General features: G+C 49.5%; 17 protein-coding genes, 2 CRISPR repeat arrays and 1 other annotated feature (1 of these 20 only partly in view). Of the genes, 8 read left to right on the top strand and 9 right to left on the bottom strand.

The window, feature by feature from the left end; genetic code table 11:
- A CRISPR array of direct repeats spans positions 1-612; the repeat unit is 30 nt; unit sequence GTTTCCAATCCTTACAGGAATATCCTAAGC (it extends 11 nt beyond the left edge of the window).
- A gap of 171 nt (positions 613-783) precedes the next feature.
- From cas2 to CLOEV_RS03740, 8 genes are all read right to left on the bottom strand, one after another.
- Entirely contained in the window at positions 784-1,047 is a 264-nt protein-coding gene (gene cas2, locus CLOEV_RS03775; protein ID WP_034442012.1) for a CRISPR-associated endonuclease Cas2, read from the bottom strand.
- 1 nt (position 1,048) lies between these two features.
- A complete protein-coding gene (cas1b, locus tag CLOEV_RS03770) occupies positions 1,049-2,050 on the bottom strand; it encodes a type I-B CRISPR-associated endonuclease Cas1b (RefSeq protein ID WP_034442009.1) in 1,002 nt (333 codons plus the stop codon).
- A gap of 21 nt (positions 2,051-2,071) precedes the next feature.
- The gene (gene cas4, locus CLOEV_RS03765) at positions 2,072-2,578 is read right to left on the bottom strand and encodes a CRISPR-associated protein Cas4 (RefSeq protein WP_034442006.1); all 507 of its coding nucleotides are present in this window, start codon (positions 2,576-2,578) and stop codon (positions 2,072-2,074) included.
- Between the two features lie 12 nt (positions 2,579-2,590).
- The gene (locus CLOEV_RS03760) at positions 2,591-4,963 is read right to left on the bottom strand and encodes a CRISPR-associated helicase/endonuclease Cas3 (RefSeq protein WP_051484867.1); all 2,373 of its coding nucleotides are present in this window, start codon (positions 4,961-4,963) and stop codon (positions 2,591-2,593) included.
- Positions 4,963-5,742, bottom strand: a complete 780-nt coding sequence (gene cas5, locus CLOEV_RS03755) for a CRISPR-associated protein Cas5 (protein ID WP_051484866.1) — start codon at positions 5,740-5,742, stop codon at positions 4,963-4,965. The genes CLOEV_RS03760 and cas5 overlap by 1 nt, the downstream gene beginning before the upstream one ends.
- A gap of 4 nt (positions 5,743-5,746) precedes the next feature.
- Positions 5,747-6,619, bottom strand: coding sequence for a type I-B CRISPR-associated protein Cas7/Cst2/DevR (cas7i, locus tag CLOEV_RS03750; protein ID WP_034442004.1), 873 nt, complete (start codon positions 6,617-6,619; stop codon positions 5,747-5,749).
- 26 nt (positions 6,620-6,645) lie between these two features.
- Positions 6,646-8,442, bottom strand: a complete 1,797-nt coding sequence (locus CLOEV_RS03745) for a hypothetical protein (RefSeq protein WP_034442003.1) — start codon at positions 8,440-8,442, stop codon at positions 6,646-6,648.
- Between the two features lie 684 nt (positions 8,443-9,126).
- Positions 9,127-9,817: a CRISPR direct-repeat array (repeat unit 30 nt; unit sequence CTTTCCAATCCTCAAAGGAACTTTATCTTC).
- 198 nt (positions 9,818-10,015) lie between these two features.
- Positions 10,016-10,429: a helix-turn-helix transcriptional regulator gene (locus CLOEV_RS03740; RefSeq protein WP_034442001.1), complete on the bottom strand. Its 414-nt coding sequence runs from the start codon at positions 10,427-10,429 to the stop codon at positions 10,016-10,018.
- A gap of 633 nt (positions 10,430-11,062) precedes the next feature.
- Here CLOEV_RS03740 and CLOEV_RS03735 point away from each other — a divergent pair.
- From CLOEV_RS03735 to scpC, 4 genes are all read left to right on the top strand, one after another.
- Positions 11,063-12,325, top strand: coding sequence for an amidohydrolase family protein (locus CLOEV_RS03735; RefSeq protein WP_034441999.1), 1,263 nt, complete (start codon positions 11,063-11,065; stop codon positions 12,323-12,325).
- A gap of 122 nt (positions 12,326-12,447) precedes the next feature.
- Positions 12,448-13,092 carry a nucleoside recognition domain-containing protein gene (locus CLOEV_RS03730; RefSeq protein ID WP_034441998.1) on the top strand — a complete coding sequence of 215 codons (645 nt, stop codon included), beginning with the start codon at positions 12,448-12,450 and terminating at the stop codon, positions 13,090-13,092.
- 28 nt (positions 13,093-13,120) lie between these two features.
- Positions 13,121-13,588 carry a nucleoside recognition domain-containing protein gene (locus tag CLOEV_RS03725; RefSeq protein ID WP_008710636.1) on the top strand — a complete coding sequence of 156 codons (468 nt, stop codon included), beginning with the start codon at positions 13,121-13,123 and terminating at the stop codon, positions 13,586-13,588.
- A gap of 93 nt (positions 13,589-13,681) precedes the next feature.
- Complete coding sequence (gene scpC, locus CLOEV_RS03720; protein ID WP_008710633.1) at positions 13,682-15,130, top strand: succinyl-CoA:acetate CoA-transferase ScpC; 1,449 nt, start codon at positions 13,682-13,684, stop codon at positions 15,128-15,130.
- A gap of 118 nt (positions 15,131-15,248) precedes the next feature.
- Here the strand turns inward: scpC and CLOEV_RS03715 are convergent, their stop codons facing one another.
- Positions 15,249-16,364 carry a 4-hydroxybutyrate dehydrogenase gene (locus CLOEV_RS03715; protein ID WP_034445258.1) on the bottom strand — a complete coding sequence of 372 codons (1,116 nt, stop codon included), beginning with the start codon at positions 16,362-16,364 and terminating at the stop codon, positions 15,249-15,251.
- A gap of 416 nt (positions 16,365-16,780) precedes the next feature.
- Between CLOEV_RS03715 and CLOEV_RS03710 the strand changes: the two genes are divergently transcribed.
- The 4 genes from CLOEV_RS03710 to CLOEV_RS03690 all read left to right on the top strand — a co-directional run bounded on the left by CLOEV_RS03710 (position 16,781) and on the right by CLOEV_RS03690 (position 22,228).
- On the top strand, positions 16,781-17,569 hold the full coding sequence (locus CLOEV_RS03710) for an amino acid ABC transporter ATP-binding protein (protein ID WP_008710630.1): 789 nt from the start codon (positions 16,781-16,783) through the stop codon (positions 17,567-17,569).
- A gap of 115 nt (positions 17,570-17,684) precedes the next feature.
- On the top strand, positions 17,685-19,262 hold the full coding sequence (locus tag CLOEV_RS03705) for an ABC transporter substrate-binding protein/permease (protein ID WP_034445256.1): 1,578 nt from the start codon (positions 17,685-17,687) through the stop codon (positions 19,260-19,262).
- A 260-nt stretch (positions 19,263-19,522) separates the two neighbouring features.
- Positions 19,523-19,767: a binding site (T-box leader), on the top strand.
- A 127-nt stretch (positions 19,768-19,894) separates the two neighbouring features.
- Positions 19,895-21,124, top strand: coding sequence for a hypothetical protein (locus tag CLOEV_RS03695; protein WP_034441994.1), 1,230 nt, complete (start codon positions 19,895-19,897; stop codon positions 21,122-21,124).
- Between the two features lie 30 nt (positions 21,125-21,154).
- Entirely contained in the window at positions 21,155-22,228 is a 1,074-nt protein-coding gene (locus CLOEV_RS03690; RefSeq protein WP_008710624.1) for an iron-containing alcohol dehydrogenase family protein, read from the top strand.
- The last annotated feature ends 48 nt before the right edge of the window (positions 22,229-22,276 follow it).

Below are 22,276 nucleotides of genomic sequence, written 5' to 3'. Positions count from 1 at the left end.
TTATAGAAATATCCTAAGCGCAACGCGAAAGTGCTTTTTGTAGGCCGCTGGAAAGTTTCTAATCCTCACAGGAATATCCTAAGCAAGTTCAGCTCACTATCATCGACATGGACGTCATGGGTTTCCAATCCTTACAGGAATATCCTAAGCGCCCGGGGTCGGGGCCCCCAGCTGGCCCATATCGTAGTTTCCAATCCTTACAGGAATATCCTAAGCGTGTTACTATGGATAATAATGTATTACAAGGTTTTAGTTTCCAATCCTTACAGGAATATCCTAAGCAAAAACCTCAGTTCTATGCAAGGATCGAGCTAATAACGTTTCCAATCCTTACAGGAATATCCTAAGCATAGATGCCGGGGCTGATGTGAATTTGCAGGAACAGTTTCCAATCCTTACAGGAATATCCTAAGCCAACCCGAAAAAAGCGCTTTCGGCCAATTTTGTTTTGTTTCCAATCCTTACAGGAATATCCTAAGCCAGCGCCAAAACTATGGACAAATTGACGCATATTTGTTTCCAATCCTTACAGGAATATCCTAAGCGGGCGTTCGGATACTTCATGCGGAATAATGGTATCCGGTTTCCAATCCTTACAGGAATATCCTAAGCCCGTCCCAACTATGATTTTAACTGCATCTTTGACTATGCCAAACATAGCGCCATGCGCTATATTTTGAACAAGGTAAAGTTAAACATGCTGGGGCATTGCTATAAAAACAGCCATTTCACAAAGTCTGTCGCCCCCCGGCGGTTTTTACGCTATTGCAGATCGACGAGGTTCTAAATAAATGAGTCAACGCTGCCACGTTTTATGCCAATAGTGTCTCGCGTCATATACCGCTCTGTCCTCCACACATAAAACAGTACGCTATCATATTCATTGTCAATGATATTTTTTACATCGACTTTCAGCGCTTCGAGCGTCGCCGGTGTCAGTTCGCCTTCTAACACGGAGTTTTGAATCCACGTCAAATACTTTCTTGCCGTTTTCAAAACTTTATTTACCCTTTTTTCCCCCACATCATAAAACATGATGACAAACATCTTACCACCTGCTCGTATATGGCACGTATTTTATATTCTCCATCATGTGCTTTTGCAGTTTATATATCTCCATGCGTACCAGGCCACGGTAACTGACCTTCCTGCCAAGCGCCGGATGTTCGATCGTTTCATTGAGCCGCCCTTCCCACGCGCGCAAGACGATCTCGCGGCCGCTTTCGCTTAAATAAATCCCTCCGCCGCTCTGTTTTTCAAAATGCTTTTCTTGGATCTCACGTTTGTTGATAAGTGAGAATATCAGCCTGTCCACCAAAATCGGTTTAAAGATTTCCGCGACGTCAAGATTCAGGCTGAACCGGCGAAAATTCGTCTCATGTAGAAAACCGATCCTCGGATCCAGATGCGTTCGGTAGATTTGGGATAGGACCAGTGTATAGCACATCGTATTTAAAAAACTTATCAAAGCGTTCATGCGGTTTGACGGCGGACGCCGGGTTCTGTTTACCATCTTAAAGGCGTCATCCTTCACGACACGGTCGAAGAATTCATAATACTTCTCCCGCGAGTTGCCCTCTATTCCCATCAATTCAGCCACATCTTTACTTTGCGGCGCCCGCTCGCTGTAAACGTCTAAAGCTTCGACGATATCGCTTATCTCCACCATCGCCCTGCGCTGGTAATATTCCATCACCCTCTTCATATTATCTATAGCACCAATAACAAATGAAGAAGCTATTTCTATTCTTTTCGCAGCGTCCATATAATACGCCGCCTGCGCGAGGATCACTGCCCCTGAGTTTAGGTGTTCCCTTGGATAAAACGTTCCGACATAATACCCATAATGATTATAAAAATGCAGGATGACCTCTTTTTGCGATATAAATTCCAGCAGGCTTTTGTTGAAATCCACCTCACCAAATATATTTATCTCATCTAATGTCTCTACCGGCAGGAACTTAGGATTCTCGTTCTCTCTGGCGATAAACAGCGTGTTGTCTTTTCTTTTTAATTCACCGTTACTTAAGAGGTAAAGTGTCTTTCCCATCAATATTCCCCCCTGCCTTGCTTAACTCCAGCAATAATCTCCATAGGCACATTTTTTGCAATACTTACATTGCACCAGATGCGGTGGTTTCTCTGACAACGCAAGCTCTTCTATAACGGCATATGACTGATCAAGGACTCTTTTCAATTCTTCTGTCAAAATAACCGCTGTTCGTTTCTTTTCTGTCGGATATAACAGCACCCCCATTGACGCGATTCCCTCCTTTTCAAGTTCGTAGAGATAATGCGCAAGTTGTAGTATTGAGGATTTTTCCGCACGGCTGCTCTTTTTTATTTCAGAGATGACAAGGAGGCCATCTTGATTTCGCATAAAGTCGAACTTGTTTCCTCCGAACATTACCTGATGTTTTTCTCTGGCATAACTATTCTCATCAACAATGCGCCCCAACGAAAGGAGTTCGTTTTCCTGGTCGGCAAACACACTGTGCGTTAAGAACCATACCTGTCTATGGCATATACCATACGCCTGTAAAATCATTCCGGTTATTCTGGCCTTCTCAGAGAACATGATAACACCTCATCAGTATAAGAGCGGATCATCATTGTTGCTTGGAACACCTATTTTCTCATCATACGGAATCTCATATATATCCAAATACGCCAAATCCGGAGGCATTACACATTTTTTATTGTTAAATAGCTTCAAGGTTTTCATTCCAACAGGCACCTCATAAAGCGCGACCTTCAGTTTATCCTTCTTTTCACCGCTACGACAGAGTTCTGTAACTTCACCATAAAACTTTTGTGGAATTATCGGTACCTTGACATAACTTATGAGACGAGTCACGCACTCTTCATTGTAATCAACCGTATCAAATATTGGCGCCCTCTCATCCCAAATCACCTCTATATTATCACGCGCCGTCTTGTAATCCTTATGGTCGGTAAAGCTGTAGTTTTGGTAGGCATCTTCGAGCATTGCTCCGATCTCATTCTCGCTCAGTTTACCTTGCCGTTTCCTCAATATCTCATCAGTCTTGCCAATAATGGCGACAGCGTCTTTATATACATATTTCTGGGCTACGTCGCTTATTGGAAATACAATAAACCTAGCTCCCTCAATATTTCCCTTCCTGTTGCATCTTCCCGCCCGCTGGATAAGGCTGTCCAGCGGCGCCAGTTCGCTGTACATATAGTCAAAACTGATATCGAGCGATACCTCTATCGTCTGCGTTGCGATGATGAGAGATATCTCTTTCGGCCTGCCATATTCATCGCGTTTGCCGGTACCTATCAGCTTCTCTTCCTTCGCAATGCGGTCCCGCATAATAAAGGCGCTGTGATAGCACATGATCTTATCCGCCAACTCGGTACCTTCAAGTTCGCGTTCCCACATCCTATATAGCTCCTGCGCCCTGCCTATGGAATTTACCACGACAGCGACCTTCCGCCCCGCCGCCAGCGCATCTTTTATCTCAGCCATGTACCCTTCGATGCTATTGTCGGTATATTCCCAGGTGCAATTACTGCGTCCCATCAATTCATCGGCTGTTATCGGTTCATCTACGCCCAACAAATCCTGAAAGTGTTCCCTCAGTGCCCTTGGCATTGTGGCACTCATCACCATTACACGCCCTTGCATACGCATGATACGTTCGATACTTTTCGTTATCAGGCCAAGCATATATGGATCGTAAGAGTGTATTTCATCAAAGATAACGGAGGCTCCCAACGTCGCAATTTCTTTCAGATACCAGTGTCCCACTCTGAAATTGGCCGAAAGCAGTTGATCAACCGTAGCGACTGTGACCGGTGCCATAAAAGTGCGATATTTATTCAAGAGCTTAAATACATCTCCGTGCTCTTCATCAGAAGCCCCATAAGAATCGCCTTTAGACATGGAAAGATACATCGCCGCGCCTGAATGGGTGATGCCGCAGTCTGCCTCGGCAAAGTATTTTATCATCCGCTCATACAGACTATTGGAGGTAACCTTCGTCGGCATCAATAAGATAATTTTATTCGACGCTACGCACGTCGCCCATAACAAGGCCGCCTCAGTCTTACCGCTTCCAGTCGGTGCGATAGCCAGCACATTTCCTTTTTTCCGACAGCACCGGCACTGGAAATTCCTTTTAATAAACGGTTTTCCATTCTCTGCAAGCATGGCGGCGTTTATCTTTGATTCCATTATTTCGCTGTCATAGCCGTGAGAAAAGCTCAATCTTTCGCTTCCCGACGACGATGCCTGCCAATCGCAATAGCAAAGCACCCCTCTGACAAACGTACAGATTCTCGTCAGCCTGTCTTTATCTTTTAATCTATCTAACGACGTTCTCTTAAAATGTTTGTCGAGATGGCGGAAAAAATATTCTACCCAATTTTCATTCGTATCTTCCCTGTAAGCAAACAGGTTCTCATCAAAACAGATTCCGTCCAGCAACTCCTTTATTAAATCTTTATGGGGAAATTCAACAGCAAGAGCAAAAGCTAAAGCTTCGCGTGAAATTTTATCGGCCTGTTTTTCTCTTTCTCTCTCAAAACTTTGCCATTTTTTATCGAGCCCTTTGTGATGTCCCAAAACGGCAAATATCTCATAAGGAAAATCCTCGGCGGAATATTTGCCGCCAAAGTATTCATAGCGCTGCCACAGAATCAACGCCGAAATCAATTCGTGCCTGAAATAGACGAGCTCTTTGCCACTCACCTTGTTTACAATATGTTCCATCCGGTTTTGAAATGAAGTCCCCAGTTTGCCAAGGTCATGTAAAAAAATTGCCATGAAGCATATACGCTTCATGACATCGCAGGAAAGACCGTTGATCTGACAAAATGATTCGATGGCTTGGCGATTCACTTTGAAAAAATTGTTAGCCACTTCAAGACATCTCGTTACATGATATTCGTAACTTCCCTCTTCGCCGACCAGAGGCTTCGCATAATAACGCGTCATCACGGATGCCTATCGCCAATGCAGTAGAGAGAGACATTCGTGCCGCAGAAAGAATGTGCCGGCCGCGGTGTGCGCAAAACATGTTCGCCGAACAAAAAAGTGAACTGCTGATAAGCTTTGGGCTTTCGCTCCATATCATTAAATTCAAAGTCCACTATCAACCTGCCGATAACCGGCGCTCTTAAAGTCTGCGACACGCTGGTTTTCTGCAAAGCATCCCAGTCGAAACCGACTTCTTTTGAGAGGTCTCCCTCAATGACAGTATTTTTCAACGATGTGGCGGCAGACGTGCCGACCTCATATATATCGGAGACAGATCGCACCATTGCTATATCGTCGCTGTTTCCGAGAGAGATTGCATATCCCGGATCTTTGAAAGCTTCGGCTAGACGGCACACAAAATCACTGTTTTGAGCAGCGTAATAGAGAGTAAACTTAGTATCATAGAGAAACTCTCTATTAAGGATGTCATTTCTCAGTATTTTCGCCAGATTTAGTTTTTTGGCGCTATCTCTTTCTTCCTTACTTTTGGGTACGGCTATCTTATTGTAACGCCACAGATCAATGCCAGTGCCACAGAAGCTGCCGGTGACGCCTAGATAAAGGTTATTTTCCTTGAGATACCGCCAAGCCCGCGAAAACTCCAACCCACAGGCGGCGCCAGCTATACCGGCGATAGTCGAAATCGGCGGCAGAGGATAAGTTTTCTGGTATAGATGCGCCGACGGCTCACGAAATGAAGCCGTCTGCGCGGCAAGGCTCACAGAAAAACCATACATGAGTCTAGCCTTTATAGGTCTCGGCGACCCACTTTCTGATTTCGTCAAAGGCCTCGCCCAACGGCTTCGCGCCCGTCGTATCCTTTTCAAAAAAGCCTTTTCTTTCGCCAATGACAGACTTGCTGATTTGGTTCTTGAAATCAGCCTCCGTATTTTTGATCAGTTCTTCATCAACACAATTGTCTTTGACCCGCAGGCACTCCATATAGATGGGATTTTTTACCTTCATCAGTGCGGCACAAATAAACTTGGGCGATATATCGGCGAGGAAACGGCTTTGGCGTCCAATGCCCCACAAGTTTTGAATCGCGTCGACCAGAGCCTCCACACGTTTTCTCTTTTCATCCGCCTTAAGTTCAAGATCATAATTGGCTGCGTCGGCAACTCCGACCCTATCCAATTCAACAAGGATAGTCCCCCTGTAAACGCCGGAGTGAATTTCTGTCTCGAATATATTGGGATTGCCGCCGGCCTTTACCCCCATGTAATTTGTGGCAAAATCCAAGTCGCCGCGGTACGGCTCAAGTGAAATCAGAGGGGAAACGCGTACTGGGCCGGTTCTCTTCGTCGTGTTCGTATCGGCGATCATAAAACCAAAGAGATCGTCGTCTATGTACTTTTCCGGCTCGCCCATCGTGGAAGAGGCGCCCTTCGCCTGCTTGGCGACCGCAGCCTCGGAAAGCTCCCATCCCATCACCGCCAGCTGCTCTCTGATATCGCGTCTGATCGCCTGCGACGATTTATAGGGATATTCCCGCCCGTCATTCATCCTTATCTTTTTAATGCTGGAGATATTATCAGCCTCTTTATCGGAACCGTTAAGCGAAGCATAGGAGGCGCGGGTCAAATATGTTATCGTTAGGCACTTGTCTTCCATCTTGGCAAATCTCCTCTCGTAAAGTCTTATTTATTTTCCGCAGCGCCGGAAGCGCTGTTTGATTTTTCCGCAAACCCAAACTCCCTGTTGTAACCATTCAGAGCGGAAATCATGCAATAGGCTTTAAAATCTTCAAATTTTACATCTTTTTCGACCAATATACCCTTGATTATCTCTTGATTCAGCACCAAGCCATATCTAAATTGCAATCTCCCAAGCTGTTCTAAAAAATCCGTAGCACTCCTCGTTTTTCGCAGAGAGAACAAATCTCCCTTTAAAGGCTTTAATTTATTGACGTCTTTGCTATCCTCCATCAGCGCTTTCTTACCACCTATGATAATCTGCGCTCCAAGGCTCGTCGCTATCGCAACCTGCTCCTTCGTCATACCCTTTCCCCCTTCATGCTCTCCATCTCTTTTGTTGATTACGCGTTCATACAGTGTGACAAAAAATAAGATACGATATAAATATGGATAGTTCTCGATCAAAGATTTCTTAAAGACAAAGTTTTCGGCATCCCTCAAAATAGAACTCTTCTCAAAAACTTTCTGCAGCATTCTGTTGCGGTAAAGCCCATTCACAGGGTCAAATTTTTTCTGCTTGTTCTGTACCAAAAGGAGGTCCCAGAACAAATTTTTCCAGAAATCACCCTTGTCCTTATTTATGATCTTATCTTCTCTTATCTCCCTTTCGACATAATCAATCAGGCGGAAGATATAGACCGAATCATGAAAGTCAACGAGCTCTTTCGTGATGAAAGTCTGTCCCTTCTTTTCAAGCGACATCGTCACCACGCCAGTTGCGGCAAGGCAATCCAAATCTTCTTCACTAAGACTCCCGACCCGCTTCAGCTTATCCTCAGCGTCGATGGCATTCTTTTTCCGCTTATCCAATTCATCAAAAGAAACCAGGAAGAAGCTCCATAATACCTCATAGGGCAGCCTTGCCAGTTCTACGAGTGATTCACTTGTGCCAAAATCACGGAAATACAATTTATCTCTTTCAAAAATGCGGATATCGCTGGAATTTCCCATCACATCGTGCGCGTTGATCAACGCCTCCATGTTGTTGGAATATATCTGCATAATCTGAGTATAAGGATCAGCAACCTTATAAAGGGCGCTGTGAACGGCAAACTTCCCCAGCATCGCGCACTCCCAGCACACGATATCCGGCGTGCCGAATTTTGAATTAAACGAAAAGGCCGCGCTTTGGCTGGAAAAGAGAGGAAAGACCGTTTGATTCACACCCTCACAGACCAACTCCTGTCCGCAAACAGAACAGACCCTTTTCTTGCCCTTAACGGGAAAAGTTTCTATATGCGGATGGCACACCGGTTGTTCATAAGGGAGCTTGTCCTTCTTTATCCCCCAAAGACTTTTACCGCTCTCTTTCAGAAATTCATCCGTTTTTTTCTTCATTTCATCAGGGAGATCATCGTATATATCATAATCAGCCTTCCAGCTGCTGCCGCCGACAGAAAGCGCCGCGACAGGCGTTGGATTACGCCGCGGAACGCATAAGAAAGTTTTTTTACTCTTATTATAAACAACAAGGTCTTTCGCCTCTTCTTGCTTAGAGGACGAAACATTCCACCACTGGGCTCCCAAATATTCATAGCACGCATCTACGAAAGGCTTCAGCAATCTATCCGGCGCCGAGACGACGATACCGTCGGGACGCACTATTACCTTAACCTCCGACCACTTTTGCCGGTCACTTTTCTTAAGTCTGCCAGCAATATCATAAAACGCCGCGATTCCGGCATCAAACCACCAATGGTTGCGGAGCTTGAACAGATAATCTATATCCTTCACCTCCAAGCGATATTTTTCTCTCTGTACCTTTGTATCAGGAATGCAAATTATTAAAATGATAACGCAACAAAAATTTTCTAACTGATACTAACTGATATCTTATGTTGATGTTCTTAAAGATATTTGTGTTTTAAGACAACAAACCTTCTAGGAAAATCGGGCACAAACTTTCTACGAGCAACTTTCCAATCCTAATAAGGAATACCGCTATATATTATAACGACAAAAAATCATTGTCACTACAAACAATAATTAAAAGATAAAAATATACAATGATTATTATCGCTATTTGTCGTTTCTTTTCTACAAGAGCGTAATAATATGTTCGCCGCACAAAGAAGTAGAAGCCAAGAGCTCCAGCCATCAACAATTACCTGGACAAAGCCTACAAATTCTACCACGTACCACGCGCCATCTTCTATTCATTGTATGTGGATAGTTTATGATAATTGTCTGTGCGTGTCAAGGTCAACTGTTATCCTTAATCTCCAAGTTCCGCATCGTATACCAGTGGCTTATCTGTGCCGGTCAACGTCCATAAATCCTTATATAAAACCCAATGGGTGAATCCGTAAAAACTCATATTGTCGGGCTATTACAGCTTTCAGCAATAGTTTTTAACCGATAACTTGGAGATTAAGAGAACTTTATCTTCCATGGTAGCCGCCGAGAAGCAACACCATCACGTGTCTTTCCAATCCTCAAAGGAACTTTATCTTCCAAAGAGGCGTGGACGCCGCGCGAGCGGCAGGTGCCTTTCCAATCCTCAAAGGAACTTTATCTTCCCGACGACGTGACGGAGATGGCGATCACCGAGCAGCTCTTTCCAATCCTCAAAGGAACTTTATCTTCAAGCGACAGACGGCTTCGCCGAGCAGATCGGCCGCTCTTTCCAATCCTCAAAGGAACTTTATCTTCGCGACATCGTAGCCGAACCGCAGCGGCCAATAAATTCTTTCCAATCCTCAAAGGAACTTTATCTTCTGACATGCTCAGTATCGGACACGGGACGGCTCTCGACTTTCCAATCCTCAAAGGAACTTTATCTTCTGCTCAGCTCGAGCTTGCGTGGCGCGCCGTCGCCGTCTTTCCAATCCTCAAAGGAACTTTATCTTCGATGTTAGGGGTATCAAGCCAGCATCTGTACAGAGTTACTTTCCAATCCTCAAAGGAACTTTATCTTCAAGAAACCTTCTCGCGCTGGCTGGGACAGACCTATCTCTTTCCAATCCTCAAAGGAACTTTATCTTCTATACCGCTGGTCGTACAGGCCGCGCGCGAGGGCACTTTCCAATCCTCAAAGGAACTTTATCTTCCCGACAGCACAAATACCATATCGAGCCGGTGCCCGCTTTCCAATCCTCAAAGGAACTTTATCTTCCCCCAAAAACATAGCCATAGCAACAATTTTCATGGTTCACCACTTGCCTTTACATTTGATATAGGGATCCGGCAAAATACGACAACATTAGGCAGCCAGCAATTAATCTGACTCTTCACAAAGTCTGTCGATCCCCTTGCATTTTAACACTATTGCCGATCGACGAGCAAAAAGGCCCTATAATGAGCCTCCTAGCTTTCACCTCCTCTCCCTCACCGCCCGATAATATCCCGTTATCACCTTCTGGTCTCTCATGTATGTAATTACCTTTTCTTTCGCTATTTGGTCCAGGTCTTTTAATAGGGCCACTATTTCGTTATCCAGAGGGTCGGCGAAAATTAGTTTGCCGCCGTCATCATTCGCACTACCTTTTATTTCCGAATCTCCCGCTGTAGTTTCCGATGGAGCCGGCAACCCAAATTCTTCAAAGGCCAAATCTTCTGGGGAACATTGCAGTATCTTCGCGATGTTTCCGAGCGCTTCGAGAGGGATTTTACGCAAACCAACTTCATATTGGTGCATCGTCGTTGATTTCACGTTTATTAATCTCGCAAGTTCACGCTGAGTGAGGCTCATCCTTTTCCTTCTCACTATAATTTCCTTGCCAATCATTCAAAGCTCCTCCTGATTTATTCTCAAAATAAGAATTTTCTATATTTAGATAACCATGAAATATGTTTTATAGGATTGACTTTTTTCAATTTGCAAATATACTTATTATCAATTTGAGGATTTAATAAAAACAACACTTTGGACCGAGACAAGAAGCGATGCGGCCTGCTGTAAGGAACGTTTTGTCTCAAAAATAGGTGCCAAAAAATCCTCAAAATTTCATGGATGTGTCGTTTATTGGAAGGAGGTATGTCCTTAAGGCAGACGACTATTGCGAAGGAACACAAAATACGCGGCTACTGTCGGGAGAATGCGGCAGTTGTGACACGAGTGTTAACAATTATTTTTTATCAACGCTCCGCAGAAACAGTTTCTTAAAGATAAAGCAGCGTGCGTTGGAAATCTTTATCTCACAGGAGGCGTAGGCATCATGGAGAGGTTTGACGTAAAGATTCGGCTATCAAGGCATCTTTTTTTATCACCGCCGATACGCGGGGCAAGGACAGCGCCTATTTTCCAACCGGCGCGGCTTTCTGTTTTTAACCGCTGTCGGTAAAAAGCTAGTTATACCCATCCATTTTTTATATGCATTTCATGCGTATTCAACGAAGAGAACAAATAGGGGGAACAAAAATGAGTAACTACACGCTGATCAAATGCGGGAAACTTTTTGACGGGATAAAAGAAGAGCTCCAAGAAAATGTTGAAATCGTCGTTAAGGATAACAAGATCGAAGAGGTCGGCAAAAATTTAAGCGTCCCCAACAATGTAAATGTAATAGACCTATCTTCCGTTACAGTAACGCCGGGGCTGATAGACGCTCATGTCCATTTTCAGCACTTCAATTGGAAGGAGCGGCGCAATGAGATCGTATTTCACAACGCGTCATGGAAGGCGATGGCTTTTCTTTATAACGCGCGCAAGAGCCTGCACCGCGGCTTTACCTCGATAAGGACCGTAGGCAGTTCCACCTATGACGCTTACGGAGTGGTCAACGCTAAGAAGCTGATCAATATGGGATATTTTGAGGGCTCGCGGCTTGTCGCTTTGCCGCATTATCATTACAGCCCGGGAAGCCACGGCGACCACAGCCAGTATCTCGCGGAGAATCCGGCCATTTCGGAATTGATGGCAAAGACCGCGCCGACAATGGGATGCGGCGTTGATTTCTTCAGGAATTCCGTCAGAGAGCAGGTCAAATATGGCGCGGAGTTTGTAAAGATCATGGCGACCGGCGGTTTCTCAACACCCAACGATTCTCCCGAAGACCAGCAGCTCAGCGACGACGAAATGAAGGCTATCATAGACACGGCACATGAGCTTCACAAGACCTGCACCGCGCACGTATATGCCGGCCCGTTGATGAAAAAGCTGGCGCTCATGGGGATAGACGGCATGGAACACGGGGCAATGATAGATAAAGAGGCTTGCCGGATAATGGAAGAGCGCGACATTTATTTGATTTCCAATATGGCGGTCTATGACGACGTGATCGATATCAATGAGGAGTCCCTTGCCAAGAAGCCAATCTTTTTCCAGCGGAAGCTGCGGGAATATCAGGGAAGACTGATAGAGGGGCGCAAAATAATTCTGGAGAGTAATTTGCGGCTCGGCTATGGGACAGATTTTGTCGCCGTACACCACCCGTATGACAGCGGGTACGAATATGAATCGTGGATGTTGAGCAAGATCGATCCCTTCCGCATTTTAAAGGCCGCCACCTCCATAAACGCCGGGATTTTGCAGATGGCCGACGAGATAGGGACGATAGAACCCGGAAAATTCGCCGATATTTCCGCGTGGCCCCGTGATTTAATGACGGATTCCAAAGCTCTCCTTGACTGCTGTTTCGTAATGAAGGATGGAGTAGCCTACCCCACCGAAAAATCCGAATAATATACGCAACTTAAGTAAGCAGCGGTAATAAGTTTATTGATATAAGGGTAAGTGAAGCCGAACAGGCAGGCGTCTTCTTCTCTTACCCTTGATGTTGGCATGCCGTAAAGGAGAATCTGGCAATGGAAAATATAAATAATGAACCTAAAGTGACGTGGGCAAGTTATGTGGCGCTGTTTATCGTGGTAATCATGTTTTCCGGGATATTCGCCAACAGCGGCGGGATTTTGAAGGCCTTTGATTTCAGTCAGCTTAACGGCCAGTTTGGAAATATCCCCTTTGAAAAAGGATTCAATTTCAAAGGGGTGGGCGGCTCCGGGGCCAGAGATGGTTTTATGATGGCAATAACACTGACGCCGGCCGTGATTCTGGCTTTGGGGATAGTCTCCGTCTGCGAGGGGTTCGGAGGGCTTTTGGCTGCCAACAGGCTGATGTCTCCCTTTTTCAAACCGCTTTTGGGAATCCCCGGAATCTGCGGGCTGGCGTTTATCGCGAGTTTGCAGAGCACGGATACCGGTGCAGGTATGACGAAAGAGCTTTTTGACAATAACTTTATCACAGACGAGGAGCGGTCGATATTTTGTCAATTGCAGCTCAGCGCGGGCGCTACGATCACAAATTATTTCGGTTCGGGGGCGGCGTTCTTCCCTTTTCTTGCCGTGCCGCTGGGAATTCCTCTGCTTATGGTATTCATTATGAAGATATTCGGAGCGAATGTCATGAGGTTTGCCATCCGTTGGGATTTAAAAAGACAGGCTGGAAGATAGGACACGAGGATAGAAGGAGGTAAAAGATATGGCTGAAAAGAGGCCCGGAATCATAGATCTGTTTGTCAGCGGGGCGCGGCGCGGTTTCAACATCAGTATGACAGGTATGCTGCCAAATGTTGTTATGGCATTTGTTATAATCCGTTTTCTCGACATGAGCGGTTTCCTGCCGCTGATATCTAAGGCCGCAGCTCCGGTTATGGCGCTGTTCGGCCTGCCGGGCGACGCGATGATCGTTCTGGTTACCGGTTTCATGAGCATTGGAGGAGGCTGCGGCGCGGCCGCCGCCCTTGCAGCTGCCGGTAAACTGAGTATGGATAATATGACGCAGCTGCTTCCCTGTGTCCTGCTTTCCGGGGCAATGGTCCAGTATATGGGACGCTGCCTGGGGACGGCGGACGCCAGGAAAAAATATTGGGTCCTGCATTGTCTGATTTCAATCTGCAACGGCCTGATCGCCCTGTGGATCATGAAGTTCGTGATACTCGCCTTTTAAAACGCGCGAGCTCCGCCGCTGAGGATTTCCGGCGGCGGGGCTCGCTGAAACCGGTTAATGACAAACGGAACTGACTACAAAGAAGGAGTTTTTATGGACAGCTTGTCTAACTTCAAGGATAGGATCAGAAAAAAATCTCTGTTGTCTAAAATCATGTCGCCGGAAGAAGCATCTCAGTATATTCAACCGAACATGCTCATCGGATGCAGCGGGTTTACCCCTGTAGGATATCCTAAAGTAATCCCCGCGGCTCTCGCAAAGAGAGCGGAAACGGAAGGACCTGTGCCGCTGACCTTATGGTGCGGAGCCTCGTCCGGACGCGAGATAGACGAAGAGCTTGCTTCATCAGGCTGTATCAAGCGCCGGTACCCATACCAATCGAACAAGGTAATGAGAAGTATGATCAACGAGGGGAAAATAGAATATTCGGACATCCACCTCTCAATGGGAGGACAAAATTTAAGGTACGGATTCTACGGAAAGATGGATGTCGCGCTGATAGAGGCCGCCGCCATAACGGAAAACGGCGGAATCGTACCAAGCACGGCCGTCGGCGACGCCGCCGCTTATGTTCGCTGCGCGAATAAGGTCATTATTGAAATAAACCTGACACAGCCTGCCGAATTAGAGGGTATGCATGATATATTTATTCCCCAAGACCCTCCTTACAGGAAACCTCTTCCATTGAGATCGGTACGAGACAGGATAGGCGTTCCGTTTATTGAGTGCGGCGCAGGTAAGATACTGGGAATCGTTCCCTCTTCTGTACCTGACTGCGGCGTACTCTACGACAAACGCTGCGACCCAGTCAGTGAAAAAATTGCCGCCAACGTACTGAACCTTTTAGACCTGGAAAATAAAAGGCCGATAATTCCCATAAATCAGCTGCCGCTTCAATTTGGCGTCGGCAGGGTGGCGAATATAGTTTTGTCGGAACTGGCAAAGACTGTTCGCGGTGACATAAAAATCTACAGCGAGGTTTTACAGGACGCCGTATTGGACCTCATAGACGCGGGGAAATTAGCTTTCGCCTCCGGCACCTCTCTTACGATGACAAAAGGCGGCCTGCAAAGATTATTTCAGCATCTTGAAGATTACAAAGAAAAAATACTCCTGAGATCGGAAGAGATAAGCAATAGCCCGGAAATAATCCGCAGACTGGGAGTGATCGCCGTAAATACCGCGTTGGAAGCCGATATCTTCGGCAATGTAAACTCGAGCCATAACGGTTATGACATAGTAAATGGCATCGGCGGCAGCGGTGATTTCGCAAGGAACGCGTATTTGACTATATTCGTCTGCCCGTCTTTGTACAAAACAGACGGTTCTTCAAATATCGTATTTAACTGTTCACATGTCGACCATACGGAACACGATGTCGACGTGATCATTACAGAATACGGCGTCGCCGATTTAAGAGGACTCACTCGAACCGAACGGGCAAAAGAGATCATAGGCAAGTGCGCCCATCCTTCACATCGATGCGGACTTTATAAAAGGTTAAGATCAATGCGGCATTGCAGACGGGAAACAGGCGCATGACAGAAAGTCACCCGGCATAATACGCACCGCCCCGGTCAAGATAGGTTGTTGCCAGGCCGCTGCTTAAAGGAGGCTCTTTCAAAATTCCAACGTGTATCTTATATGGTTTTCTATGCCTTTAATACAGCTCCATATAAATCTTCAGCACGCGGTCTCTGTCGAGGGGGACGAAGTTGTTCGACATCAGGCGCTGCTGGCGCTGCATCACGGAGTCGGTGAACTCTTCGAGTTCCTCTTCTTCCACTCCGTATTCGTGCAGCGATTTTTTCGGGAGGATCTTGTTAAGCAGGTCTTCGAGCGCTTCCCAGGCATCGTCTTTACGGCAGCAGAGCAGGGAGGATATGAAGCCCATCATCTCCGCTATTTCCCCGTCCTCTTTTATCTCGATGTAGTTCTTCATCACGCCGGTGAAGACGGCGTAATTGCTCTCGCCGTGCGGAACGTGGTACTTTCCGCCGAGCGGGTAGGAGAGCGCGTGGACGGCGGCGCAGCCGGCGGTGCCGAAGGCGATGCCGGCGTAGTTGGCGGCGGTAAGGAAGGAATCGAGCAGCGGGATGCGCGCCTTGCGGCCCTCTTCCGCTATTTTAAGGTAGTTTTTTATTATTATCTCTACGGCTTTGCAGGAGAGCAGTTTGGAGAAGGCGGTCGCCTTCGGTGAAAGCGCGGACTCCACGGCGTGCACAAGCGCGTCTATCGAGCTCGCGGCAAAGACGTCGAACGGCAGGTCGTGCAGAAGTTCGGGAATGAGGACCGCCTGGTCGGCAAAGAGGGCGTCCGCAACGAGTCCCATCTTCGTGCCGACGCGCGTTCGGTTGACGATCGAGATGTTCGTCACCTCGCTGCCGGTGCCGCAGGTCGTCGGCACGATGACGAAGCCGCGCCCGCGCCGTATTTCGGAAGGGGCGGCGTAGAGTTCGTCGGTCTTTTTGCCGCCGGAGGCCGCGACGATCTTCGCGATGTCTACGATCGAGCCGCCGCCCACGGCGATGAGGCGTTCAAAGCCGAGCGCCGTCACAGCCTCGATTATCTCGTCCGTCATCACGTCGGTGGGCTCGCCCGCGCCGAAATCCTCCATGAAGAGGCTCTTGAGCGGCAGCCCCAGCGGAGCGAAGTATTTCTCGTATATGGGGCGGATGGTGAAGATAAAATCCCCGCGTCCAAGGGCAAAATCTTCCGCGAACTCCTTACAGGTCTTGAATCTGTGCAGTTCCGTCTTTAGGATGATTTCTTTCATGAGCGGCGCCTCCCCGGCGATTTTTATTTTCTTCATTATTATACTCAGTTTTCGCGCGAAAGATATCAGCCGTCCGCACTGCAAAATGTTTTCTCTCATTTTGCAAATATCGTCGGGAACAGTCCCAACAAATCCTTGCATTTAATCGGGAAAACAATTAAACTGTTCCTGCTTTATGCATCCTATGTCGCTACACGGAAGGGACGTGAGACGTAAATTGAAAAAAAACACTGGTGTCTGGTGTGTCAGACATGGAGCGAAACTCCAAAACTTCCGCATGCTAACTTCCCGCCGAACCGCTTTCGGCTTTATGGCTAAAGCTGCCAGCCTGTCAGCTTTGATGTTATATGGCGAATATCTTCGTATATGACATACTCCTTTGGTCTTCACATAAAAATCCAGAGGGGGGCATATAGATGAACACTACCAACAAACCATTGATAATAATCGAAAATCTCTGTAAGAGTTTCGAGGATGGCGACGTGCTCAGGAACATCAGTTTCACCATCCGCGAAGGCGACCTTGCCTCGATCATCGGGCCTTCGGGCTGCGGCAAGTCGACTTTCCTGCGCTGCATAAACTGTCTTGAGCTGATGGACTCCGGCTCCGTCACCGTCGCGGGGGTCACCGTCTCGCGCAAACCGGGGGAGGTGCCGAGCGACGCGATGCTGCAAAAGGTCCACGAGCTGCGCACAGAGGTCGGCATGGTCTTTCAGAGCTACAACCTTTTCCCTAACAAGAACCTGCTGCAGAACATCATGCTCGCGCCGATGGTCGTCAAGGGGATGAAGAAGGACGAGGCCCACGAGCTCGGCATGAAGATGCTTGAAAAAGTCGGGCTGAAAGGTTTCGCGCAGAAATACCCTTCGACGCTCTCAGGCGGCCAGAGCCAGCGGGCGGCGATCGCAAGGGCTCTCGCGATGAATCCGCGCGTGATGCTGTATGACGAACCGACCTCGGCGCTGGACCCCGAACTGGTCGGCGAAGTCCTCCAGGTCATGAAGGACCTCGACGCCGAGGGAATGACGCAGATCATCGTCACGCACGAAATGAAGTTCGCAAAGGACGCCTCGGACTATATCATCTTCATGGATAAGGGCGAGATCGTCGAATACGAGGACGGGGACATCCTCTTCGCCAATCCGAAGAATGACCGCACGCGCGCGTTCCTGCGCCATTTCGTCAACGCGGGGGTAACATGCTGATGAGAGCCTACGTTGTTCATACACAAACAGGCCTGTACATGAAGGGACTAAGCGCTCGCACAAAATCGAAGATTTTGGTTCGCCGCTTATTCGTCAACGCGGGGGTGACATGCTGATGAAAAAATTCATTGCGCTTTTTGCGCTTATTCTCACGCTGCTCTCACCGGCGGCGCTCTTTGCCGGCGAGGCGGCCGTCTCCGCCGGGGAAGGGGAAAAGATCTTACGCTGGGGCGGCGACTCCGAGGGCGGCTTCCCCTATATGTTCCCCGATCCGAAGGACCCGAAGAAACTCATCGGCTTCGAGGTGGACATCGTCGACGCGCTTGCCGCGGAGATGGGACGCAAACCCGTCTATGTCAACAACGCCTGGGACAACCTGATCCCCGGCCTCGACCGCAACCTTTACGACATCGCCATCAACGGCCTTGAGGTGACCCCAGAGCATGAGGAGACGGTCAACTTCTCGATCCCCTACTACAAGACCTACCTTCAGCTCGCCGTGCGCCGCAAGGACGATTCGATCAAGAGCCTTCAGGATCTGAAGGGCAAGGTCGCGGGGACGCTGAAGGAAAGCTACGCGCAGATGGTCCTCGAAGAGGTGGGGAATGTTGAGATCCGCACCTATATCGTCGAGGCCAACACCTATGAGGACCTCGCCAACGGACGTCTCGACGCGGCGCTCTTCGACCAGCCGATCGCGCTCTACTCGGCGGGCTTCAACCCCGAGATCAAATTCGTCGGACCGCCGATCGGAGAGATAATCTACGCCATCGCCATCCGCAAGCAGGATAAAGAGCTGCTCACGGAGATCAACCGCGCTCTGGTGGCGCTGCGCGACAGCGGCAAGCTGCGCGAGATATATGACAAGTGGAACCTCTGGACACCGGTGATGGCGACGGAGTTCAACGACTTCGACCCGCCGAAGTACGAGCCGGTCTATTACAACGAGTGGGCCGAGGCCCACAGGCCAGACCTGACGATGCAGAAGCGCCTTGAAAGATACTGGGACGCGATGCCGCTCTTCGCAAAGGGCGCGCTCGTCACGATGGAGGTCTCCATCGTCGCGATGGTGATCGCGATCTCGCTCGGCCTCTTCCTCGCGGTGACGCGCGTCTTCGCGCCCCGCTGGCTCGCGCTGATCGCCACCTGGTACGTGGAGATCGTCCGCGGCACGCCGGTGCTGATACAGCTCTTTTTCATCTTCTACGGGCTGCCCTCGGTGGGGATAAAGTTCTCGCCCTTCTGGGCGGGCGCGATCGGCCTCGGCCTCAACTACGCCGCCTACGAGGCGGAGATCTACCGCACGGGGCTCTTCGCCATTCCGCGCACCCAGTGGGAGTCCGCTCTCGCGCTCGGCATGACGCGCTGGCAGGCGATGCGCGAGGTGATCCTGCCGCAGGCCGTCCGCGTCGTCATTCCGCCGATCACGAACGACTTCATCTCGCTGCTGAAGGACTCCTCGCTCGTTTCGATCATCACGATGGTAGACCTCACCAAGGTCTACGGCCAGGTCTCGGCGACCTACTACGACTACTTCGGCCCCGGCATCATCGTCGCGATCATCTACCTGATCCTCGGCCTGCCCTTCGTGCGCTTCGCGCGCTTCACGGAAAAGCGGCTCGCCGCCGCGGAAAACGACGGCAAGCAGAGCTACAGGGAAAATATATACAGAAGAAGTACAAGATATCTGTAGGCATATGCCATCGCATGACAACTGAGATGATCTAACGTTAAGCAAGAGGGCACGGCTGCGGGCCGCGTCCTCTTGCTTATGCCACCGGCCAGTTCCGGCGGCGGACACAGGCCGGGGCTGTCCCGGGACGCATCCATCGCCGCCGACAGCACGGCCGCGCGTGAAATTTTAAAAGATAACATTATCGTAAAAACACGTAAAAACATTAATATCTTCTCTTGACTTTCAAAAATAAATTATTATAATCAGTCGTCGTTGAGATCAACGCAATGATGTGAAGTAGTAGGCGGCCATACCGATCCAGAGAGGTGCCGGTTGGTGCAAGGTATCCGAAGAGTATGCTGCCGAACTCGTCACGGAGCGGCTGCGCAGAAGTTTTTCAGTAAGCGCAGACGGGCGGCCGCCCGTTACAGCGGCGGGGATATGTCTGTATCCCCTATAAGAGCATTCTTTTTAGAATGAATGAAGAGTGGTACCGCGGAAGCCTTCCCCTTTCGTCTCTTCTGTCCGTTTCGGAACAGAAAAGACGGAAGGGTTTTTTTGTTCCGAAAAACTGATTCGGCCTGGCCTGCGGACTCGGCCAGGCGCCGCAGTGCGGCGCAAGAAAAAAGAAGAAAGAAAGGATTTTTAACATGAACAAAGACGTATCTGTGAAAGTACCCTTTGCCGTCGCCTTTTCCGTTGGCTCGGTGCTGTTTTCCGCCCACGCCGGCGGCGGTTTCGCCACCGGAAACCAGGCGAATACCTACTATGTCAGCCTCGGCTGGCTCGGACCTTTTTCCGCCGTCCTCGCCATGCTCCTGTTGGCCATAACCATGCGCGAGGCGATGTTTATGTACAATTCACGGGGGCTCTCCTCCTACAAGGAGCTGTTTCAGACCCTCTACCACCCATTTGACGGGCTGTATGTCATGTTCGAGATATTCTTTTACATCATGGTGCTGATGGCCGTAGCCGCGGCGATCTCGGGAGCGGCCTCCGCGCTGCGCGAGTACTTCGCCCTCAATTACTATCTGGGCATCGCCCTCGTCGGCGCCCTCGTTCTGGCGCTCACCATATTCGGCGCTCGGCTGGTGCGAATGGCGACGACATACATGGGGATCGCCATCCTCGCGACCGCCATTACGATCTACATTATAGGCATCGTTAAAAACGGCGGCATCGGCACGGTGCTCTCCGCGGATTTTAAGGCCGGCGGATTTTCCGACCTTCCCCAGGCGATCCTCAACGGCTTCACCTATGCCGCCTTCCAGTGCGTGACGCTGCCGACGATGGTCGCCTGCGGGACGCCGCTGATAAACAAAAAGGCCTGTGACAGCTCCATGTGGATATCCTTCGCCATGAACACCGTGGCGCTGGTACTATCCGTTCTCATGCTGCTCTCCTGGAAGTCTTTTTATACGTCGGTGGACGGCGGCTCCGTCATCCCCACGCTGACCTCCTGCCGAGAGATGGGTATCGGCTGGCTGACGGCGATGTACGGGATGTGCCTGCTGCTGTGTCTGATTTCCACCGGAGTAACAACGACCTTCGGCTTTGTGGCAAGGTTTGAGAAGCTGCCGCTCTTTCACGGCATCTCCTCCTCAACGGCCAGAAGCGCCATCGTAGCGGCGTTCATCATCGCGCTCTCCATGGGCATCTCCCTAGCGGGGCTGACCAACATCATCAAATACGGCTACGGCTACTGCGGCTATTATGCCATCGCCGTCGTCATCATTCCCTTTATGACGGCCGGCATATACAAAAACAGAAAATTCCTGGAGGTCCACCCTGAATATCGCGGCTCCGCCGCGCGGGCCGGTTCTCTGGGGATAGGCGGGAGAATTGCCCCTGATAGGGCGGAACCCGGAAAAGCGGAATAAAAGACAAGTTTCTGAAAGGACTGGTTATACATGGAAAGAACATTGATCCCCGGCTATACCATCGGGGCCGACGCCTATGACGACATCGTGAACATCTGCGCTCAATATGGTAAGAAGGCCGCGATCATCGGGGGAAGGCAGGCTCTTGCCGCCGCGCGGGATAAGATCCTCCGTGCCATCGACGGTTCCCCCATCGAATCTTTAGGCTGTTTCTGGTACGGCGGCGAATGCAGTTATGAAAATGTGGATATGCTGGAGCCGCAGGTGCGGGAGGCCGACATGCTTTTCGCGGTCGGAGGCGGCAAAGCCATCGACACTTGCAAGGTGCTGGCGCATCGCACGGGGAGGCCTTTCTTCACATTCCCCACCATCGCCTCGACCTGCGCCTCGTGCACAAGCCTGGGGATAGTCTATCACCCGGACGGGAGCCTGCGGGACTATTCCTTCTCCAAGGTCCCGCCCTGCCATATTTTTATCGATACGCAGATCATCGCCGACGCTCCCGACCGTTATCTCTGGGCCGGGATGGGCGATACGATGGCAAAGTGTTATGAATGCACGATCTCTTCCCGCGGAGACACCCCCTCTCATTCCGACGCCATGGGCATCGCTCTCAGCCCCATGTGCTCCGCGCCGATCCTGCGCTGGGGCGAAAAAGCCCTCGCCGACTGCCGTGCCGGGCGCGTGACCTATGAGCTGTCCGAGGTGATCCTCAGCATCATCGTCTCCACCGGCCTTGTCTCAAATTTTGTACAGGTGGACTATACGACCGGCATGGCGCACGCGATCTACAACGGCTTCACCGTTCTGCCAGGCACGGAGGCGAACCATCATCTTCACGGCGAGGTGGTATCCTTCGGCGTCCTGGCGATGCTCACCGTCGACGGGCAATTTGACGAACGCGACAAGATCCTGCGTTTCAGCCGTTCCATCGGACTGCCGACGCGCCTCGCCGACATCCACGCATCGCCCGCGGACCTCCCCGCCGTGGCGGAGAAGGCGCTCGCGGGGATCGACGTGCGGAAATATCCGTACGAGGTCACCAGGGATATGATAATCTCCGGAATTATGGAACTGGACGAATACAGCGGCCGGACAAAATAAACGGCGGGAGGCCTGATCGAACGGGGGGCCTCCCATTAATTGAGAGGC

The organism is Cloacibacillus evryensis DSM 19522 (assembly GCF_000585335.1).
In the GTDB taxonomy this organism is placed as follows: Bacteria; Synergistota; Synergistia; order Synergistales; family Synergistaceae; genus Cloacibacillus; species Cloacibacillus evryensis.
This window is presented reverse-complemented; position numbering and strand designations above follow the sequence as displayed.

What these genes read in the sequence shown, in the direction of transcription:
- CLOEV_RS03740 (WP_034442001.1), bottom strand. Translation starts at nt 10,429, where the DNA reads ATGATTGGCAAGGAAATTATAGTGAGAAGGAAAAGGATGAGCCTCACT.
- scpC (WP_008710633.1), top strand. Translation starts at nt 13,682, where the DNA reads ATGGACAGCTTGTCTAACTTCAAGGATAGGATCAGAAAAAAATCTCTG.
- CLOEV_RS03690 (WP_008710624.1), top strand. Translation starts at nt 21,155, where the DNA reads ATGGAAAGAACATTGATCCCCGGCTATACCATCGGGGCCGACGCCTAT.
- cas7i (WP_034442004.1), bottom strand. Translation starts at nt 6,619, where the DNA reads ATGGAAGACAAGTGCCTAACGATAACATATTTGACCCGCGCCTCCTAT.
- CLOEV_RS03760 (WP_051484867.1), bottom strand. Translation starts at nt 4,963, where the DNA reads ATGACGCGTTATTATGCGAAGCCTCTGGTCGGCGAAGAGGGAAGTTAC.
- CLOEV_RS03705 (WP_034445256.1), top strand. Translation starts at nt 17,685, where the DNA reads ATGAAAAAATTCATTGCGCTTTTTGCGCTTATTCTCACGCTGCTCTCA.
- cas4 (WP_034442006.1), bottom strand. Translation starts at nt 2,578, where the DNA reads ATGTTCTCTGAGAAGGCCAGAATAACCGGAATGATTTTACAGGCGTAT.
- cas1b (WP_034442009.1), bottom strand. Translation starts at nt 2,050, where the DNA reads ATGGGAAAGACACTTTACCTCTTAAGTAACGGTGAATTAAAAAGAAAA.
- cas5 (WP_051484866.1), bottom strand. Translation starts at nt 5,742, where the DNA reads ATGTATGGTTTTTCTGTGAGCCTTGCCGCGCAGACGGCTTCATTTCGT.
- CLOEV_RS03715 (WP_034445258.1), bottom strand. Translation starts at nt 16,364, where the DNA reads ATGAAAGAAATCATCCTAAAGACGGAACTGCACAGATTCAAGACCTGT.
- CLOEV_RS03710 (WP_008710630.1), top strand. Translation starts at nt 16,781, where the DNA reads ATGAACACTACCAACAAACCATTGATAATAATCGAAAATCTCTGTAAG.
- CLOEV_RS03730 (WP_034441998.1), top strand. Translation starts at nt 12,448, where the DNA reads ATGGAAAATATAAATAATGAACCTAAAGTGACGTGGGCAAGTTATGTG.
- CLOEV_RS03735 (WP_034441999.1), top strand. Translation starts at nt 11,063, where the DNA reads ATGAGTAACTACACGCTGATCAAATGCGGGAAACTTTTTGACGGGATA.
- CLOEV_RS03725 (WP_008710636.1), top strand. Translation starts at nt 13,121, where the DNA reads ATGGCTGAAAAGAGGCCCGGAATCATAGATCTGTTTGTCAGCGGGGCG.
- cas2 (WP_034442012.1), bottom strand. Translation starts at nt 1,047, where the DNA reads ATGTTTGTCATCATGTTTTATGATGTGGGGGAAAAAAGGGTAAATAAA.
- CLOEV_RS03695 (WP_034441994.1), top strand. Translation starts at nt 19,895, where the DNA reads ATGAACAAAGACGTATCTGTGAAAGTACCCTTTGCCGTCGCCTTTTCC.